The 18,937-nt window shown below is 34.1% G+C and carries 15 protein-coding genes; 7 read left to right on the top strand and 8 right to left on the bottom strand.

Annotation, left to right across the window (positions count from 1 at the left end; genetic code table 11):
- Positions 1–9: 9 nt before the first annotated feature.
- The 6 genes from dnaB to tgt form a co-directional block, all read right to left on the bottom strand.
- Positions 10–1,554, bottom strand: coding sequence for a replicative DNA helicase (dnaB, locus tag AC4FRF_RS08845; protein WP_491159132.1), 1,545 nt, complete (start codon positions 1,552–1,554; stop codon positions 10–12).
- A gap of 144 nt (positions 1,555–1,698) precedes the next feature.
- Positions 1,699–2,652 carry an acetyl-CoA carboxylase carboxyltransferase subunit alpha gene (locus AC4FRF_RS08840; RefSeq protein WP_491159131.1) on the bottom strand — a complete coding sequence of 318 codons (954 nt, stop codon included), beginning with the start codon at positions 2,650–2,652 and terminating at the stop codon, positions 1,699–1,701.
- Positions 2,653–2,834: 182 nt separating this feature from the next.
- Entirely contained in the window at positions 2,835–4,769 is a 1,935-nt protein-coding gene (locus AC4FRF_RS08835; RefSeq protein ID WP_491159130.1) for an LTA synthase family protein, read from the bottom strand.
- 62 nt (positions 4,770–4,831) lie between these two features.
- On the bottom strand, positions 4,832–5,734 hold the full coding sequence (locus AC4FRF_RS08830) for a DMT family transporter (RefSeq protein WP_491159129.1): 903 nt from the start codon (positions 5,732–5,734) through the stop codon (positions 4,832–4,834).
- A complete protein-coding gene (locus AC4FRF_RS08825) occupies positions 5,721–6,809 on the bottom strand; it encodes an LptF/LptG family permease (protein WP_491159128.1) in 1,089 nt (362 codons plus the stop codon). Before AC4FRF_RS08825 ends, AC4FRF_RS08830 begins: the two co-directional genes overlap by 14 nt.
- 69 nt (positions 6,810–6,878) lie before the next feature.
- Entirely contained in the window at positions 6,879–8,009 is a 1,131-nt protein-coding gene (gene tgt / locus AC4FRF_RS08820; RefSeq protein ID WP_491159126.1) for a tRNA guanosine(34) transglycosylase Tgt, read from the bottom strand.
- Between the two features lie 418 nt (positions 8,010–8,427).
- Between tgt and AC4FRF_RS08815 the strand changes: the two genes are divergently transcribed.
- The 6 genes from AC4FRF_RS08815 (at position 8,428) to AC4FRF_RS08790 (ending at position 15,840) form a co-directional block, all read left to right on the top strand.
- Entirely contained in the window at positions 8,428–9,990 is a 1,563-nt protein-coding gene (locus tag AC4FRF_RS08815) for a protein adenylyltransferase SelO (protein WP_491159125.1), read from the top strand.
- 762 nt (positions 9,991–10,752) lie between these two features.
- A complete protein-coding gene (locus tag AC4FRF_RS08810) occupies positions 10,753–11,301 on the top strand; it encodes an RBBP9/YdeN family alpha/beta hydrolase (protein ID WP_491159124.1) in 549 nt (182 codons plus the stop codon).
- 105 nt (positions 11,302–11,406) lie between these two features.
- Positions 11,407–11,976, top strand: a complete 570-nt coding sequence (locus AC4FRF_RS08805) for a serine protease (RefSeq protein WP_491159123.1) — start codon at positions 11,407–11,409, stop codon at positions 11,974–11,976.
- A 9-nt stretch (positions 11,977–11,985) separates the two neighbouring features.
- The gene (locus AC4FRF_RS08800; protein WP_491159122.1) at positions 11,986–13,497 is read left to right on the top strand and encodes a flotillin family protein; all 1,512 of its coding nucleotides are present in this window, start codon (positions 11,986–11,988) and stop codon (positions 13,495–13,497) included.
- Between the two features lie 460 nt (positions 13,498–13,957).
- Positions 13,958–14,806, top strand: a complete 849-nt coding sequence (locus AC4FRF_RS08795; RefSeq protein ID WP_491159121.1) for a transketolase — start codon at positions 13,958–13,960, stop codon at positions 14,804–14,806.
- Positions 14,807–14,886: 80 nt separating this feature from the next.
- Complete coding sequence (locus AC4FRF_RS08790; protein ID WP_491159120.1) at positions 14,887–15,840, top strand: transketolase family protein; 954 nt, start codon at positions 14,887–14,889, stop codon at positions 15,838–15,840.
- A 170-nt stretch (positions 15,841–16,010) separates the two neighbouring features.
- Here AC4FRF_RS08790 and AC4FRF_RS08785 read toward each other — a convergent pair whose 3' ends face one another.
- Both AC4FRF_RS08785 and AC4FRF_RS08780 read right to left on the bottom strand, forming a co-directional pair.
- Positions 16,011–16,511 (bottom strand): hypothetical protein, encoded by a 501-nt coding sequence (locus AC4FRF_RS08785; RefSeq protein ID WP_491159119.1) that lies wholly within the window; start codon positions 16,509–16,511, stop codon positions 16,011–16,013.
- An 11-nt stretch (positions 16,512–16,522) separates the two neighbouring features.
- Positions 16,523–17,287: an MBL fold metallo-hydrolase gene (locus AC4FRF_RS08780; RefSeq protein WP_491159118.1), complete on the bottom strand. Its 765-nt coding sequence runs from the start codon at positions 17,285–17,287 to the stop codon at positions 16,523–16,525.
- 102 nt (positions 17,288–17,389) lie between these two features.
- Here AC4FRF_RS08780 and AC4FRF_RS08775 point away from each other — a divergent pair, with 102 nt between their 5' ends.
- A complete protein-coding gene (locus AC4FRF_RS08775) occupies positions 17,390–18,844 on the top strand; it encodes a TonB-dependent receptor (protein WP_491159117.1) in 1,455 nt (484 codons plus the stop codon).
- The last annotated feature ends 93 nt before the right edge of the window (positions 18,845–18,937 follow it).

Raw genomic sequence — 18,937 nt, 5'->3', positions numbered from 1 at the left:
CGCTTTAAATTAAAATGGCATATCGTCGTCATCGTCATCATTCAAATTACTTCCAAATGCTTCATGAGGTGAAGGTAAGTTTTTAGTAATAAACGAATTGTCATCTTGATTCATTGAAGACGGTAAATCATCATCAAAACCGCTACTATAATCATCTAAATTGTCAAACTTACCGAGGTGCCCTAAGAATTTCAAACGAACGTTTTCAATTCCACCATTACGGTGTTTAGCAATCATAATTTCGGCTTGTCCAGCAGTAGGTGCCGCTTCATCATCATCCCATTCGTCAATTTTATAATATTCAGGACGGTACAGGAACGATACAATATCGGCATCCTGCTCAATAGCCCCCGATTCACGAAGGTCAGAAAGCAAAGGTCTTTTACTGGAACCACGTGTTTCAACGGCACGCGATAACTGAGAAAGTGCAATTACCGGAACATTTAACTCTTTAGCTAAAGCTTTTAAATTTCGTGAAATTGTTGAAATCTCTTGCTCACGGTTCCCACCGCCTTTACCATTTCCACCTGCAGTCATTAACTGTAAATAATCGATGATAATGATTTTAATTCCGTGTTGTGATGCCAAACGCCTTGCTTTTGCTCTCAAATCGAAAATGGAAAGTGAAGGAGTATCATCAATAAACAAAGGGGCTTTTTCTAAATCCTTAACTTTTGTACTTAACATTGTCCACTCATGTGGTTCCAATTTACCTGTACGTAATTTTTCAGAAGACAAACCTGTTTCTGACGAAATCAAACGAGTAATCAACTGTACCGAAGCCATCTCTAGAGAGAAAATAGCCACTGGATGTCCGTAATCAATAGCCATATTTCTAGCCATAGACAAGACAAATGCTGTTTTACCCATCGCTGGTCTAGCAGCTATAATAATCAAATCACTCGGTTGCCATCCTGAAGTAAGTTTATCTAAGTTAGTGAAACCAGTTTCTACTCCACTTAAACCTTCTTGCTTACTAATTTCCTCAATTTTCTTTTTGGCTTGCAATACTAAACTTTGAGCTGTTTCGGAACTACGTTTAATATTCCCTTGTGTAACTTCGTAAAGTTTAGATTCGGCTTTATCCAATAAATCAAAAACATCAGTAGTTTCATCATAAGAATCTTCGATAATTTCAGACGAAATACGAATCAAACTACGTTGAATAAATTTTTGAAGAATAATCCTCGAGTGAAACTCAATATGTGCCGAAGAAGATATTTTTTGCGTAAGCTGAATCAGGTAAAAATCACCACCAGCTAACTCTAATTTCCCATTCTTTTTTAACTGCGCAGATACTGTTAATAAGTCAATAGGTTGTGTTTCTGTAAACAATTGAACAATTGCTTCAAAAATATGTTTATGAGATTCTTTATAGAATGCATCAGGCTGTAAGATATCAATAACATCATCAACCCCTTTTTTATCAATCATCATTGCACCTAGCACAGCTTCCTCTAATTCAATCACTTGCGGAGGTAACTTTCCTTTCTCTAGATTTATAATAGTCGTTTTATCCACCTTTACAGGCTTAACATTCTTGAAATTTTCCATATCACGAAAGTAACACAAATTTTAAAAAAAACACAGTTTAGTTATTACAAGAATATGTTTATAACTATGTGTTTTTTGTTTATAACCATAAAAAAATCCGTCTCGTTTGTAAACGAGACGGATTATAATTTAAAAATAGATTTGTTATTCTTTAAACTCACCCATTTTAGTGTATTTATCCATTCTCTGAGCAATAAGGTCAGCTGTTGATAATTTTTTCAACTCGTTGTATCCTTTTAGAATATATTTTTCTACTGTTTTAAAAGTAGTTTCTCTATCATAATGAGCTCCACCTAGTGGTTCTGGAATAATATCATCTATTAATTCTTGCTTTTTCATATCAGCAGAAGTCAACTTTAATGCTTCGGCTGCTTTTTCTTTATACTCCCAGCTTTTCCACAAAATAGAAGAACAAGATTCTGGAGAAATAACAGAGTACCAAGTATTTTCTAACATATACACGCGGTCTCCTACTCCAATTCCTAATGCACCACCAGAAGCACCTTCACCAACAATAATGGTAATAATTGGCACTTTTAGTAAAACCATTTCATAAATATTTCTAGCAATTGCTTCTCCTTGTCCGCGCTCTTCAGCTTCTAAACCTGGATAAGCTCCCGGAGTATCTATTAAAGTAATTACAGGAATTCCAAACTTCTCCGCCATTTTCATTAATCGTAAAGCTTTGCGGTAACCTTCTGGATTTGCCATCCCAAAATTTCTATACTGACGTGTTTTAGTATTGAAACCTTTTTGTTGACCAATAATCATAAAAGATTGACCACCAATTTTTCCAAGACCACCAATCATTGCTTTATCATCTTTAAACCCGCGATCTCCGTGAAGTTCTAAGAAAGTATCTCCGCATAATCCTCTAACGTGATCTAATGTATAAGGACGACTTGGATGCCTTGATAGTTGCACACGTTGCCATGCTGTAAGATTTTCGTAAATATTCTTTTTGGTCTCAATCAGTTTTTTATTGATTTGATTACAAGTAGTTGTAACATCAACTTCTGATTCTTGCCCAATAACTTGACATTTTTCTAACTGATCTTCTAGTTCTTTTATTGGAAGCTCAAAATCTAAATATTCCATAGGATTTGTGCGTTATTATTTTATTTGGAAGTGCAAATATAAAATTTTAAATCATTTACACCCGCTTATTTTTCATTTTAGTAATACTCAGCAAAGATACAATCTATTCTATTATTCTCCAGCATAAGACATTCAAAACCTTATTTAATTGAATTTCAACAACTAAAAAACTGCTTTAAAAGTTATTTCTGAGCTTTCATTTTGTATTTTCTCTCTTTATACAGATAAGAAGCAGTAGTAATATGTGCTAAAGCATCTTTAGCCATCTCCTTATTTAATTTAGTAGGAATCAAAACTGTATCATTTTTCATTTCAAATTGCAAAGGCTCTTTATTAGGCTGCAAAATAACCACCTGATTTTCAATGCGAAATGCATTATTATCGTGAAATTGCATAATGGATCTACCTGGAACTTCTGCTCCTAATTGCATTAGGTTTCTACCTGGCATTGGATTATTAATATCCATTCCTATAAAATTAAGCAAAGTTGGCGCGATATCTATTTGACTACATAATTTTGAATATGTAGCACTTTTAGGGACATTAGGTCCTATCAACAATGCTGGAATATGAAACTTATTAATAGGAACTAAATTTTTTCCATAAGTCCTTGTATTGTGATCTGCAATAACTAAGAAAATAGTGTTTTTAAAATAAGCTTCTTTTTTAGCCATTTCAAAAAACTTACCAATAGAAAAATCAGCATATTTCATGGCATTGTTTACCGTATTTTTCTTTTTATCATACAATTGAATTCTTCCATCAGGAAATTCGAATGGCTCATGATTAGAAGTAGAAAACATCAATGAAAAGAATGGTTTATCTCCCATCGATTTAAAATAAGAGTTTGCTTTAGCCACTAAATCTTCATCTGAATATCCCCAAGTACCTTTGAAAGCTGCTTTGCTCGCATCATAATCCTTTTCATCGATAATTTTACTAAACCCATTTCCATTAAAAAAAGCAGCCATATTATCAAAATTAGCCATTCCACCATAGATAAAACTGGTTTGATAACCTTTCTCACGTAAATTTTCAGCCAAGGTATAAAAACCTGTTTGTGAATTACTCAATTTCACCACACTCTCAGAAGGCGAAGGAAGAAATCCTGTAACCACTGCTTCAATCCCTCTTACACTTCTGGTTCCAGTACAATACAAATTGGTAAATAACATTCCCTCTTTAGTCAGTTTATCAAACTCCGGAGTTAATGGTAAACCGCCTAAACTTCCCACATATTCTGCCCCTAAACTTTCTTGCAAAAAGATTACCACATTATAAGGTCTTTCAAAAGTTGTATCCGCTTTTTGCAAATGCATCAAAGGAATTTCGGCATCCGTAAAACTAGACTCTGGAACATTCATATACTTTTTTACTCGTTCAATAGCTTCCTTTTCGTCCATTTTTCCATACATTTTAGCTGCATTGCCTTCGTTTTTAACCGAATACAAAGCAAAACCAACAGTATACAAAGAATTCAAACCCAAAGTATTTGTCAATTGATCAGTAGAAAAAATAGCATTACTCGCGTTGATAGGTCTTTTAGAAACCAAACTGGAGCGCGCTCCAAAAAACAGTAAAAAAGCAATTAAAGGAAATAAAATTAATTTGCTACGATAAGCCACAAACTTAGGATAAAACCATTTTGGCGCTTTCTTAAAAGCAAAATAAAAAGCCAGAGTTAAGACTACAAATGAAAATACCATCGAAGCCATATAACTCTTTACCAAAGTCCCTACTACTTCTTTAGGGTAAATCAAATAATCAATAAATAATTTATTAGGTCGCGTATCGTATTCGTGGATAAAATCATAACTCGCCAGTTCCATAAAGAACAACAGAAATAGAAAAGTTATAAAATAGAAACTGAAAAATCTTTTTATTTTTTGCAAATAGTTATCTGGCAAAACCGATAATAATAAAGTAGGCAAAAATGAGATGTAACACAATAAAATAGTATCCATACGCAAACCAATTGGAAAAATCATCCAATAATCAGGTGTTTGCATCACACGCTCTTTAAAAAGCAAAAACAATACAAAACGGCTCAGCGTAGTAATTAATAATCCTATAATAAAAAAATTAATTACAGGCTTCATAAAAATAATTTTCTTCATTTTCTTTATAATTATTATGAGGGAAATATGCTAAAATTCAGCAACTAAGGAAAAAGCTGCCCTTAATCACTATTATTTGCTTTTAATTTTAGAGCTCGTTGGTGTTTTAAAATTCCATTTAAAATCACTACAGCTATTATTACTAAGGCACCTATGTAAAAATCGCCTTTCATCTTTTCTTTACCGCCAATAATAAAATACGCCAATAGAATACCATAAACAGGTTCCAAATTAGTAGTTAACATTACAGTATAAGGACTTAATTGTTTCATTACTTTTACCGATGCTGTAAAAGCGTAAGCAGTACAAACAGAAGACAAAACCAAAATCAAAATCCAATCATTAGTGGAAACGTTGAAAAAAGACAGCGTAAATTTATTTTCCCAAATAAAATAAAGACTAATAAAAAACATCCCCGCTAAAAACTCATAAAAAGTAATCACGGCCGAATCGTGCTTTTGAATCAACTTTCCGTTGTATAAAGTAAACAAAACTCCTAAAACAATAGAAACCAATGCATAAATCATTCCTTGAAAATAAACCTCCTCAATATGCATGATTTTAGTCAGTGCCACAATAATAATCAAGCCAAAGAATACTTCGTACCAGAGTACTTTTCTACCATAGAACAAAGGTTCTAACAAAGAAGCTAGAAAAGCTCCTAATGAAAAAACGGATAAAGTTATCGATACATTAGAAACATGAATGGCATGAAAAAAGAAAATCCAATGCAATGCAATCAGTAAGCCTACAAAACCTAACTGCCATAAAGAACTCCAAGGTATTTGAAATGATTTCTTTGAAAAGATAATGTAAATAGCCAAAAACAAACTAGCTAAAAGCATTCGATACCAAACAATAACATCGGCAGCAATAGTAATTAAAGCGCCTAAAATGGCTGTAAACCCCCAAATAAAAACAATTAAATGGAGATTAAGATAACTTTTAAGTCTATCGTTTGGCATTGCGCAATAAATATACAGCCAGAATTCCAAAAATAATATTAGAAAACCATACCGCTAAAAAAGGTGAAAAAGTAGATTTTTCAGCAAGAACACCGAAAATTTTATCAAAAAATACAAATCCAAAAGCAACAGCAATTCCTATGGTCAAATTCATACCCATTCCTCCCCTGCGCTTCATAGAGGAAACAGCAACAGCAATAACGGTTAAAATAAAAGCCGATACAGGAACACTAAACTTTTTATACAAAACGACCATGTACACGTTTATATTCGAAGAACCACGTTTTTTTTCCTTATCAATAAAATCAAATAATTTATCCAATCGTAAGGTCTCAGCAATATAAACCACGGGGGTTAAATCTTCCAATTCAAATTTAAACTTAACATTCTTTTCTGGCAAAATTTCAAGTTTATCTCCCAGTTTACCAACAGTTCTTTTAGTATAATCATACAAAGTATAAGTACTGTCTTTTTCATTAAATTTAATTCTACTAGCGGTAATTTTTGAAACCATTTTTTCTTTATCAAATCGCTCCAATGCAAAATTGAAGGCCATTTTTGAAGTTGGATTAAAATTACTCACATATAAAAACTCCTTATCATTCAGTTGTCTATACACATCCGTATTATCGCCTGCCATTTGCTCTCTCCCACCAGATTTTAAATAAGTATACCTAAAATTATTAAAACCTTCACTAGCACTGGGAACGACATAAAAGCCCATCAATAAAACTCCAATGGAAACTATTGTTGCACCAATAATAAAGGGACGTAAAAAACGTGTAAATGAGATTCCAGAACTTAAAATAGCTATAATTTCGGTATTATTAGCCAGTTTTGACGTAAACCAAATAATTGATAAAAAAAGAAATATGGGAAACAAGGCATTTGCAAAATAAATCGTAAAATGATAGTAATAAGTTGCAATTTTAATAAAAGGCACCTTATTCTCAATCATTTTATTAATCTTCTCCGAAACATCAATGATAATCCCAATTGGGATAAACATCAATAACATAGCCCCAAAAGTGGCCAAATATCTTTTTAGGATGTACTTATCTAATATTGTTAACATAAAAAGTATATTCGGTTAATCGTTAATTTAGTTATCTATAGTTTCTATTAAACAACCAAATCCACTAATTTACAAACGTTGACTCATATTTTTAACCATCATTTCTTTCCAAGGTCTAAAATCACCAGCTATAATATGCTTTCTAGCTTCTCGCACTAACCACATATAGAACCCTAAATTGTGGATCGTAGCAATTTGCTTCCCTAGATACTCATTAGCAGCAAAAAGGTGACGCAAATAGGCTTTAGAATATTCTGTATCTACAAAGGTAATTCCCATTTCATCAATTGGAGAAAAATCATCCTCCCATTTTTTATTCTTGATATTGATAGTCCCATTAGCCGTAAACAACATTCCATTTCGGGCGTTACGAGTAGGCATTACACAATCAAACATATCAATCCCCAAAGCAATATTTTCCAAAATATTAATTGGCGTTCCCACACCCATTAAATATCTTGGTTTTTCTTCTGGTAAAATTTCAGTAACTACCTCCGTCATCGCATACATTTCCTCAGCAGGTTCTCCCACCGAAAGTCCCCCAATGGCATTTCCTACCTGACCGGAATTAGCAATATATTCTGCCGACTGTCGTCGTAAATCTTTATAGGTACTTCCCTGAACAATAGGAAAAAAAGCCTGATCATAACCGTATTTTACCGGTACTTTATCCAAATGATTAATACAACGATCTAACCAACGATGGGTCATGTGCATCGAACGTTTGGCATAATTATAATCGCACGGATAAGGCGTACATTCGTCAAAAGCCATAATGATATCAGCACCAATAGTACGCTGAATTTCCATTACGTTCTCTGGTGTAAACGTATGATAAGAACCATCAATATGCGATTTAAACTTAACCCCTTCTTCCTTAATTTTTCGGCTATTCGAAAGCGAATACACCTGATAACCTCCAGAATCCGTCAAAATATTACGATCCCAATTCATGAATTTATGCAAACCACCCGCGGCTTCTAAAATTTTAGTTTGCGGACGCAAATACAAATGATAGGTATTTCCCAGAATAATATCCGGATTAATATCCTCTTTCAATTCTCTCTGATGCACGCCTTTTACCGAGGCAACCGTTCCTACCGGCATAAAAATAGGCGTTTCAATAACACCGTGATCTGTAGTAATACTTCCCGCCCTGGCTTTAGAAAGTGGGTCTTTTTGTAATAAATCAAACTTCATACTGCGATTTTTCTTCCGATTGTTCGGCTGGCAAAGATAGTTTAATTTAGAAAATCTCACCTATTTTTAACAGCAAACTAAGACTTCTCAAAAAAGCATTTGGGCGTATCCCTGCCTCCACTTCGTTCCGGTAGGGTCGGGCTATCCATTTCAATCTTTTATTTTTCTTCTTTTTTCAAAGAAAAATAAAAGGATTTCCACTGCTATCCCTTACGCAAAAAGCAACGTTTTTTCACCATTAAGAAATTAAAGTGATTAAGTCTTCCCTAATCTTTCACAACTTATATTAACTTTTAAAAGCCTTAATTCGTAAAATAAGCTTATATGACTTATATCATTCAAAAAAACTCTTAATCGCCTTAATTTCTTAATGGTGAATATAAATGCTAACTTTGTAATACCAATAATTACAATCACAATGAAACTCAACATCCAAGATACATTCAACAAAGAATTACCCGCCGACTCCATTACCGAAAACTACGTCAGACAGGTGGAGCAGGCTTGTTTTTCATTTGTAACACCCGTAAAAACTGCCAATCCCCAAATCATTCACGTTTCCCCAGAAATGCTCGAAAACTTAGGATTATCAGAAACAGATACACAATCCGAGGAATTTAGAAATGTATTTACCGGAAATGAAGTTTTGGCAAATACACAACCTTATGCCATGTGTTACGGCGGACATCAGTTTGGAAACTGGGCTGGACAATTAGGCGACGGACGTGCCATCAATTTAACCGAAATCGTTCACAACAATAAACGATGGGCTATCCAACTCAAAGGCGCCGGAAAAACACCCTATTCCAGAACCGCTGATGGCTTAGCCGTTTTGCGATCCTCCATTCGTGAATATTTGTGCAGCGAAGCCATGTTTCACTTGGGCGTTCCTACCACAAGAGCGTTGTCTCTCGCTTTATCCGGTGACAAAGTTCTAAGAGACATCCTTTACAATGGAAATCCGGCTTATGAAAAAGGAGCTATTGTAAGTCGTATTGCACCTAGTTTTTTACGTTTTGGAAACTACCAAATCTTATCCGCACGTAAAGATGTGCAAACTCTAAAAACACTGACTGATTATACCATCAAACATTTTTACCCGGAATTAGGAGAACCTTCTAAAGAGAGCTATCTGCAATTTTTCGGAAAAGTCGCCGAAAAAAGTCTGAAAATGGTTATTCATTGGCAACGGGTAGGTTTTGTTCACGGCGTAATGAATACTGATAATATGTCCATTTTGGGACTCACCATCGATTACGGTCCTTATGGCTGGCTCGAAGGTTACGACTACGGTTGGACACCTAACACCACCGACTCCCAACACAAGCGCTACCGTTACGGCAACCAACCCAATATTGTCCTTTGGAATTTGTACCAATTGGCAAATGCTTTATTTCTTTTAATCAACGAAGCCGAAGGTTTGGAAAAAATCCTCGCTGATTTTGGTACTAATTTCGAAATCCAATATTTAGACATGATGCGTTCTAAAATTGGACTTTTCAATCAAAATGAGAACGACCAAAAACTCATTCAGGAATTAGAAAACAATTTGCACCTAACCGAAACCGACATGACCATTTTCTATCGAAATTTAAGTCAGTTTGAAAAAGAAAAACCGGAAGAAGGATTAAAAATCATTGCAGCTGCTTTCTACAATTCCATTGAAGAATTCCCAAAAATCACAGAAGCCTGGGACAATTGGTTCAACCAATACAGTGAGCGTTTGCAATTAGAAACAGCAACCAATACTGAACGTGCCGAAAAAATGAACAGCGTCAATCCAAAATATGTATTACGGAATTACATGGCACAACTCGCTATCGATGCCGCCAACAAAGGCGATTACAACCTGATTGACGAACTTTTCAATCTCTTAAAAAACCCGTATTCCGAACAAAAAAAACAAGAAAAATGGTTTGTTAAACGTCCGGAATGGGCAAGAAATAAAGTAGGTTGTTCGATGTTGTCTTGTAGTTCTTAGTTTTGAATATAATATATCAAATCTTAAAAGTACAGTGAAAGCTGTACTTTTTTATTTTGTAAGAAAAAAACAAAATATATTTTTATTAGATTTGTTTTAAACATAAATAACTAGAAATTTGAAAAAAATAATATTTTTTTGCACTTTTAATCAATTTCAGCTGTAATCACACAGAAAAAATCGGTGATTATAATTACACAAACGCTTTTAAAAAGGTCAATTCAGATGGAATAATGTACACTTACAAATTGTATATTAACCCAAAAAGTGACACTGTTTTTTCAACACTCGTCAAGGGACAAAAATTCGAATTTCAATCAGACACAGATACAATTTTTGCTTCAGGAAATCTACAAGTAAAGAAAATCGATAATGATTATTATATTATAACAAAACAATATTACATCAACGGATATGAAAAGAGTACGACAATAGATTCGATTATTAAAACATATAAACAATCACAAGAAGGGAGGGTGAAGTTTTGTAAAATAATTTATTACGAAAAAGGGAAAGAAAAAAAATTTAATCATTTAGATTCAAGAAATAATTCAATAAAGATAAATGATTTTCCTCCTCCTCCTGGTAAACAATTTTAAACTGATTTTTTATAGTACAGAATTCCGCATTGACTCCTCAGTTTTGCGGAATTCTGTTTTTATAAAACTTGTTACAGTGTATTCATTTATTTTTATTATACTAATTTGATATAGTAAAGCGAATTTTATAGTTTTGTATCATCCTTATAAAATTACAAAAACTATGAAACATACCTTATTAATAGTTCCCGGTTTAGGCGATTCCACAACCGGACATTGGCAGGACAATTGGTTACAGCATTTTCCAAACACAAAAAAAGTAGTTCAGAATAATTGGAACCAACCGCAATTAAAGGATTGGTTACACAATTTAGATACAACTATAAAAGCTATTGAAACGCCTGTGGTCATTGTGGCACATAGTCTGGCTGTTTCCTTAGTAGCCCATTGGTCTCAACAAAATGATACCAGCAAAATTGCCGGTGCTTTATTAGTTGCTCCCGCCGATGTGGAATCGGCTGAACATACCCCGGAAGAAATCTGGAACTTTGCTCCTATTCCTTTAAACCAATTAAAATATCCTTCTGTTGTGATTACGAGTGCTAACGATCCTTATATTTCGGCAAAAAGAGCCGAATTTTTAGCACAAAAATGGGGAAGTGATTTTTATAATGTGGGTTTAAAAGGGCATTTGAATCTGGCATCACAATTAGGACTTTGGGAAGAAGGACAACAGATTCTGGAATCTCTATTGCAATCCATCACCAAATAAAGACAATCTAAAAATACGCTAATTTTTTTTACACAAGTCGCATTGCTTTAGTAAGTAATTTCATTATGTTTGTATAACTTACAAAACTATCAAAAGTTATACCTTATGGAATTATTAGAAACCTTAGACCCCTTACTAAAAACCTTTTGGTACATTGCTATTCCCACAACACTCATTTTTGCTATTCAAGCTATAATGACCTTTTTAGGTGTCGATTCCTCTGATGGTCTTCAAGCTGATTTTGATGGTGACTTTGACGGGGGCGACACCACCTTTCAATTATTTTCGCTACGAAATCTCATCAACTTTTTATTAGGTTTTAGCTGGACCGGAATTTCATTCTTCAACACCATAAGCAATACTATTGCGCTTATTGCTGTTGCTGCCTTAGTGGGCTGTTTGTTTGTGTTTTTATTTTTCATCATCATCAAACAGGTTCAAAAACTGGAAGAAAACAATTCTTTTAAAATTCAAAATACCCTTAACAAATCAGCAGAGGTTTATCTAAGTATTCCGGAAAATAAAACAGGAAAAGGAAAAATCATGATTAGCATTAACGGCGCTTTTCATGAACTAGAAGCCATGACCGAACATCCTGAAAAAGTAAATTCCGGAAGTACTGTGAAAGTCGTAAAAATTGAAAACAATAATATTATTATCGTACAACCTATTTAAATCCAATCAATGACACCAGTTTTAATTATTGCAGTAGCTGCAATTGTATTTTTTGTAAGTATCTCGGCCTTAGTATCCAGATATAAAAGATGTCCTTCGGACAAAATATTAGTAATTTATGGACGCACCGGAGGGACTTCTGCAAAATGCGTCCACGGAGGAGGTGCATTCATCTGGCCAGTAATCCAAGATTATGCTTATTTAGATTTAAAACCTTTGTCTATTGAAGCTAATTTAACCAATGCCTTAAGTAGACAAAACATTCGTGTGGATGTTCCATGCCGATTTACTATTGCTATTTCTACTGAAACAGACAGTATGAATACGGCTGCCGAAAGACTTTTAGGTTTGTCTCACGAACAAATTCAAGAATTAGCTAAAGATATCCTTTTTGGACAGTTACGTTTGGTTATTGCTACCATGACCATCGAAGAAATCAACTCGGACAGAGATAAATTTTTAGATAACATTTCTAAAAATGTGGATAGCGAATTGCGTAAAATTGGTTTAAAATTAATCAACGTAAACGTAACCGACATTAAAGATGAATCTGGTTATATTGAAGCTTTAGGAAAAGAAGCTGCTGCAAAAGCCATCAACGAAGCTAAAATTTCTGTTGCCGAACAAGAAAAAATTGGTGAAACTGGAAAAGCTTTGGCCGACAGAGAAAAAGATACTCAAATAGCTGAAACGCACAGAGACCGTGACGTTAAAATTGCCATTACCCAAAAAGACCGTGAAATTAGTATTGCCTCTGCAGCTAAAGACGAAGCTATTGGTAAAGCGGAAGCACAAAGAGACACCAGAGTAAAAACTTCTGAAGCCAATGCGATAGCCATAAAAGGAGAAAATGAGGCTAAAATTGCAATTGCTAATTCGGAAGCCTTACGTAGAGAAAAAGAAGCAGAATCATTACGCATAGCGATGTCTGCCGAAAAAGTGCAAAGTGCTAAAGCCTTAGAAGAATCTTATGTAGCGGAACAAAAAGCCGAGTTGGCTCGTTCAGAAAGAGAGCGTTCTACTCAAATTGCAAACGTAGTTGTCCCTGCAGAAATTGCAAAACAACGCGCTATTATTGAAGCTCAAGCCGATGCGGAAAGAATTAGAGAAAATGCAAAAGGAGAAGCCGACGCTATTTTTGCTAAAATGGAAGCCGAAGCAAATGGACTTTATGAAATTTTAACCAAACAAGCGGAAGGATACAAACAAGTTGTTGCAGCAGCTGGTGGCGATCCAACTCAAGCTTTCCAATTGTTATTAATTGAAAAATTACCAGAATTGGTAAAAACACAAGTAGAAGCCGTTAAAAACATCAAAATTGACAAAATCACTGTTTGGGATTCTGGGAACAATGCTGATGGAAATGGCTCAACCGCTAATTTTGTTTCTGGAATGATGAAAACCGTTCCTCCTTTGAATGACTTATTCAACATGGCTGGACTAAATTTGCCTACTTATTTAAAAGGTGAAGACCAAGCCTCACCTGAAGTGACTAACACTAATAAAGAAGAAGAAATCTAATCACTATTTCTTCTATACCCAAACCATAAAAGTCTTGCTAACCGCAAGACTTTTTTATTTTATAAGAGTCATTATATTGATCCAACAGCATTTTATATTAAAATTATAACATTTAACACAAAAAATGTTGCGATTATTTGTTTCTGAAAAAAAATTACTCCTTCTAAAGATCTCAAAAAGACTTTAACTAAAAAGAAAAATCTGAAATAAAGTAAAAGAAGCTAAATGGCTACCAAATTCTATCAAATCACTATTTATAAAGACTGCAGAAGTTTTTGCTTTAAATAATTAGTGTGAAATTTACATTTATAAAGTCGTCCAATATTATTAAAATAAAATCAAAAAACTAAAAGAATACATTTTTTTCCAATTCAATTAGTTATCAAACAATTCTAAAAATCATTTGTCATAAGGGAAAATAAAATTTACATTTGCAATCAGTTTAACTTTTACACTCAAAATGAAACCTAACACTCAACAATTAAAAGATTTAATTATCCAAGTAAGAAGAGACATCCTTCGAATGGTACACGCTGTTAATTCAGGTCACCCAGGAGGTTCTCTAGGTTGTACCGAATTTTTGGTAGCCTTGTATCAAAATATAATGGACCGCAAAGAAGGCTGGGACATGGACGGAATTGGAGAAGATTTATTCTTCCTTTCAAACGGACATATCTCACCGGTATTCTATAGCGTTTTAGCAAGAAGCGGTTATTTTCCAGTTTCTGAATTAGCTACTTTCCGTTTGTTAAATTCAAGATTACAAGGTCACCCAACTACTCATGATAATTTACCAGGAGTACGTATTGCATCAGGTTCTCTAGGTCAAGGAATGTCTGTTGCAATTGGGGCGGCTCAAGCTAAAAAATTAAACAACGACAATCATATTGTTTATACTCTTCACGGTGATGGTGAATTGCAAGAAGGTCAAAACTGGGAAGCAATTATGTATGCATCTGCAAAAAAAGTAGATAACTTAATTGCAACTGTGGATTTAAACGGAAAACAAATTGATGGTACTACAGATGAAGTATTAGCAATGGGAAGTCTTCGTGCTAAATTTGAAGCTTTTGATTGGGATGTTTTAGAAATCAAAGAAGGAAACAACATCGAAGCAATTATTGCTGGAATGAATGATGCAAAATCAAGAACTGGAAAAGGGAAACCAGTTTGTGTATTGTTGCATACTGAAATGGGTAATGGTGTTGATTATATGATGTACAGTCATGCTTGGCATGGTAAAGCACCAAATGATGCACAATTAGAAAATGCATTAGCTCAAAATCCAGCAACTTTAGGTGACTACTAAATAATTATGAATTTAAAATTCTAAATTATGAATCATCATAATCTTTAAATTTTTAAATCATTCAATCTTTAAATTAAGTAATGAAAAAATATATAAATACAGGAAGTAAAGATACTCGCTCAGGTTTTGGAGTGGGAATGACTGAATTAGGTCAAAAAAATGAAAACGTAGTAGCACTTTGTGCGGATTTAATTGGATCATTAAAATTTGATGATTTCAAAAAAAATCACCCAGAGCGTTTTTTCCAAATCGGAATTGCTGAGGCAAATATGATTGGAATTGCTGCAGGTTTAACTATTGGTGGAAAAATTCCTTTCACAGGAACTTTTGCTAACTTCTCTACAGGAAGAGTTTACGATCAAATTCGTCAATCTGTTGCTTACTCTGATAAAAACGTAAAAATCTGTGCTTCTCACGCTGGATTAACTTTAGGAGAAGACGGAGCTACACACCAAATCCTTGAAGATATTGGTTTGATGAAAATGTTACCAGGAATGACTGTTATTAATACTTGTGACCACAACCAAACAAAAGCAGCTACTATTGCTCTTGCTGACCACCACGGTCCGGCTTACTTGCGTTTTGGACGTCCGGTAGTGCCTAACTTTACTCCTGCTGATGAGCCTTTCATCATTGGTAAAGCAATTATGCTAAACGAAGGAACTGATGTAACAATTGTTGCTACTGGTCACTTAGTTTGGGAAGCTTTAATTGCTGCTGAAAAATTAGAAGAAAAAGGAATTTCTGCTGAAGTAATCAACATTCACACAATCAAACCATTAGATGCAGAAGCTATTTTAAAATCTGTAGCTAAAACTAAATGTATTGTAACTGCTGAAGAGCACAATTATCTTGGTGGTCTTGGAGAAAGCATTGCTGGTGTATTAGCTTTAAACAATCCTACTCCTCAAGAATTTGTAGCGGTTAGAGATAGTTTTGGTGAGTCTGGGACTCCTGAACAATTAATGGAAAAATACAAGCTAAACAATCAAGCAATTGTTGAAGCTGTTGAAAGAGTTATTGCTAGAAAATAATTTAATTCCAACATATTAAAAAATCCCATCTTGTTCTAAGATGGGATTTTTTCTTTTCACATATCACCACCTTTAGGAATGAAACAATGCTAATTTATTTTAACATATAAGTTATATAAGTCCTACAATGGTTTAAAAATTCTTTTATCAAAAATTCGGAAAACTATAAATTATTTGGCGTAAAGCAAAGACTGAATTACTTCAAATGAAATACTTTCGTCTTCGTTAACAAAGTATTTCAACAATACTTCTCCCCACATTTTACCATCACTGTAATCAGCAATAATCCATCTGTGGTTTAAAATTTTAACTTTATTAATAACAAACTTGTTCGCCCCTATTTGATCCTGCCCTACATAAGGATTTCCTTTTGGATTGGCATTATAGTCCATTAATTTTTCGGTTACAATAGAAATTAATTTCTCGTAAGCGATTGTTTTATTGGCTACAGCCGAATCAAAATAGTTTTGCGCATTTTCATTCTTTTCTAAAGAAAAATAATTAGCCTCATTCAGCTTTGCGGTAACTGAATCCAAACTATCGCGCAATTTTTTAGTTGTTTTTTCGAATCTGTTTTGCTCAAACTTTACTTCATTACTTAAAAAGGAATATGTAAAAACATTTATCAATACCAATAGAATAAAAGCATAGAGCAGAAATGATCTTTTCATTGTAAAAAATATTATAGGGTGATTTCTAAATTGTCATAAGCTAGGAAAACATTCTCCGGTAATTTCTTTTGTACCTCTTCATGAAACCCCATTACGTGACTAATATGAGTCAAATAAGCCTTTTCTGGTTTTACTAATGCTATAAAATCCAATGCTTCCTGTAAATTAAAATGCGAAAAATGGTGTTCTTCTCGCAAAGCATTCACTACCAGTACTTTTAAATTTTTCAATTTTTCAATTTCCACATCTTCGATAGTTTTCACATCTGTTAGATAAGCAAAATCATCTATTCGATATCCAAAAACCTGAAGATCACCATGTAATACATTGACAGGAATTGCTATTTTGTTGCCTATTGAGAAGGGTTCATTATTAACCACTTCAATGGTTTTGACTGATGGTGCTCCTGGATATTTATTGACTGTTTCAAAAACATAATCAAAACGAGCGCGCATATTATCAATGACACGTTGGTGTGCATAAATAGGCATTTCTCCCTGTCTGAAGTTAAAAGGACGAATATCATCTAAACCAGCGGTATGATCGGCATGTTCATGTGTAAAAATAATTCCGTCTACTTTTTGACAATTGGAAGTTAACATTTGCTGCCTAAAATCAGGGCCACAATCTACTACATAGGAATAATCATCCCATTGAATCCATATCGAAACCCGAAGTCTTTTGTCTTTACTGTCTGTGCTTTTACACACAGGATGATCACTCCCTATCACTGGAATGCCTTGAGAAGTACCTGTACCTAAAAAATATACCTTCAAATCTTATTTTTTTCACAAAAATAGGATTATTTCTCTTTTATTAGGCTAGCTATTTAATTAACTTTGTAACATCAGGCAAAAACATAAATTTAAACTAAAAAAATGAGTACCGAAATAAAACTAAAAGGAGACAGAGCAATCGCTCAAATCCCTTCAATAAAAGATAAGGCACTACGTATCAATTTAAATGAAAATATTTATGGAACATTTGCCGAAATTGGCGCAGGACAGGAAACCGTAAGACATTTTTTCAGGGCTGGAGGTTCATCAGGAACCATAGCAAAAGCAATGTCAGCATATGATAAAGATTTTAGTGATGCCGTTTATGGAGTTGAAAAAGACGGTCGCTATGTAACGGAAAACCGACTGAAGAAAATGCTCTCGCACGAAGTAAGTCTAATTGAAAAACGACTGAATAGAGAGAAGCATCCCAATAAAATGTTCTTTAGCTACGCCAATACGGTAGCCACAATCGACTTTGCCAAACAATTTAAAGGGCACGGTTGGGTAGGAATCAGTTACCAGATTGATCCTAACGAAGATTATAACGAAATTATTCTTCACATTCGTTTTAAAGAAACCGACGCCAAACTACAACAGGAAACACTTGGAATTCTAGGCGTAAACTTAATTTACGGCGCTTATTACAAATACAACGACCCTAAAAAACTGTTGCGCTATTTATACGATCACCTAGACAAAGACCAACTAGAGATTGACACCATTAACTTTTCTGGACCACGATTTGCTGATGTAGACAACCGTTTAATCAGTTTGCAATTGGTTAAAAACGGAATGACCGATGCCGTAATGTTTAACCCAAAAGGAAAAAACATTCTTCCAGCATCTATTTTATACAAAAAAAACATTCTGGCACTAAGAGGAAGTTTCCGCCCGGTTACTAAGGTAAACATGGACATGTACGAGAAATCGATGCGTATGTTTATTGAAGAAAACAAAGTGGACAAGGAAAACACCTTGGTTATTTTCGAAATCACCTTGTCTAACCTGCGTTCAGATGGTGAAATTGACGAAAGAGATTTTATGGATCGTGCCGAATTGCTTTGCTCTTTGGGACAAACGGTAATGATTTCTAATTTCCAAGAATACTATAAAGTAGTAGAATATTTTGCTAATTATACCAAAGCCCGAATGGGACTTGCCATGGGTGTCAACAACTTAGTCGATATATTTGACGAGAAATACTACCGCCATTTAAGTGGTGGAATCTTAGAAGCTTTTGGTAAATTATTCTTTAGAGACATGAAAGTATTATTATACCCAATGTTAGACGAAAACGGAGAAATTACCACTTCTGAAAACCTAAAAGTACATCCTAGAATGAAAGAATTGTACAAGTTCTTCAAATTCAACGGAAAAGTAATTGATGTAGAAGACTACAACCCTGAAAACCTAAAAGTTTTCTCTAGAGAAGTCCTAAAAATGATCAACCAAGGAGCCCCAGGATGGGAGCCAATGCTTCCTACTGGAGTTTCAGAAATTATTAAAGAAAAACGCCTTTTTGGTTATGATCCCGAAAAGGAATTAGTAGAATAAAAAACTATCCATTTTATACAAAACGCCACAAGTATTTTTTATTTGTGGCGTTTCTAGTTTATTTAAATATCAGAAAAAACTCAGAATATTAAA

This window comes from Flavobacterium sp. ST-158, from assembly GCF_058309975.1.
The sequence above is the reverse complement of the archived record's forward strand: the minus strand, read 5'-3'. Positions and strand labels throughout refer to the sequence as shown.

Bases quoted from the DNA above. Each gene is read 5' to 3' on its own strand.
- dnaB (WP_491159132.1), bottom strand. From the start codon at position 1,554: ATGGAAAATTTCAAGAATGTTAAGCCTGTAAAGGTGGATAAAACGACT.
- AC4FRF_RS08840 (WP_491159131.1), bottom strand. From the start codon at position 2,652: ATGGAATATTTAGATTTTGAGCTTCCAATAAAAGAACTAGAAGATCAG.
- AC4FRF_RS08835 (WP_491159130.1), bottom strand. From the start codon at position 4,769: ATGAAGAAAATTATTTTTATGAAGCCTGTAATTAATTTTTTTATTATA.
- AC4FRF_RS08830 (WP_491159129.1), bottom strand. From the start codon at position 5,734: ATGCCAAACGATAGACTTAAAAGTTATCTTAATCTCCATTTAATTGTT.
- AC4FRF_RS08825 (WP_491159128.1), bottom strand. From the start codon at position 6,809: ATGTTAACAATATTAGATAAGTACATCCTAAAAAGATATTTGGCCACT.
- tgt (WP_491159126.1), bottom strand. From the start codon at position 8,009: ATGAAGTTTGATTTATTACAAAAAGACCCACTTTCTAAAGCCAGGGCG.
- AC4FRF_RS08815 (WP_491159125.1), top strand. From the start codon at position 8,428: ATGAAACTCAACATCCAAGATACATTCAACAAAGAATTACCCGCCGAC.
- AC4FRF_RS08810 (WP_491159124.1), top strand. From the start codon at position 10,753: ATGAAACATACCTTATTAATAGTTCCCGGTTTAGGCGATTCCACAACC.
- AC4FRF_RS08805 (WP_491159123.1), top strand. From the start codon at position 11,407: ATGGAATTATTAGAAACCTTAGACCCCTTACTAAAAACCTTTTGGTAC.
- AC4FRF_RS08800 (WP_491159122.1), top strand. From the start codon at position 11,986: ATGACACCAGTTTTAATTATTGCAGTAGCTGCAATTGTATTTTTTGTA.
- AC4FRF_RS08795 (WP_491159121.1), top strand. From the start codon at position 13,958: ATGAAACCTAACACTCAACAATTAAAAGATTTAATTATCCAAGTAAGA.
- AC4FRF_RS08790 (WP_491159120.1), top strand. From the start codon at position 14,887: ATGAAAAAATATATAAATACAGGAAGTAAAGATACTCGCTCAGGTTTT.
- AC4FRF_RS08785 (WP_491159119.1), bottom strand. From the start codon at position 16,511: ATGAAAAGATCATTTCTGCTCTATGCTTTTATTCTATTGGTATTGATA.
- AC4FRF_RS08775 (WP_491159117.1), top strand. From the start codon at position 17,390: ATGAGTACCGAAATAAAACTAAAAGGAGACAGAGCAATCGCTCAAATC.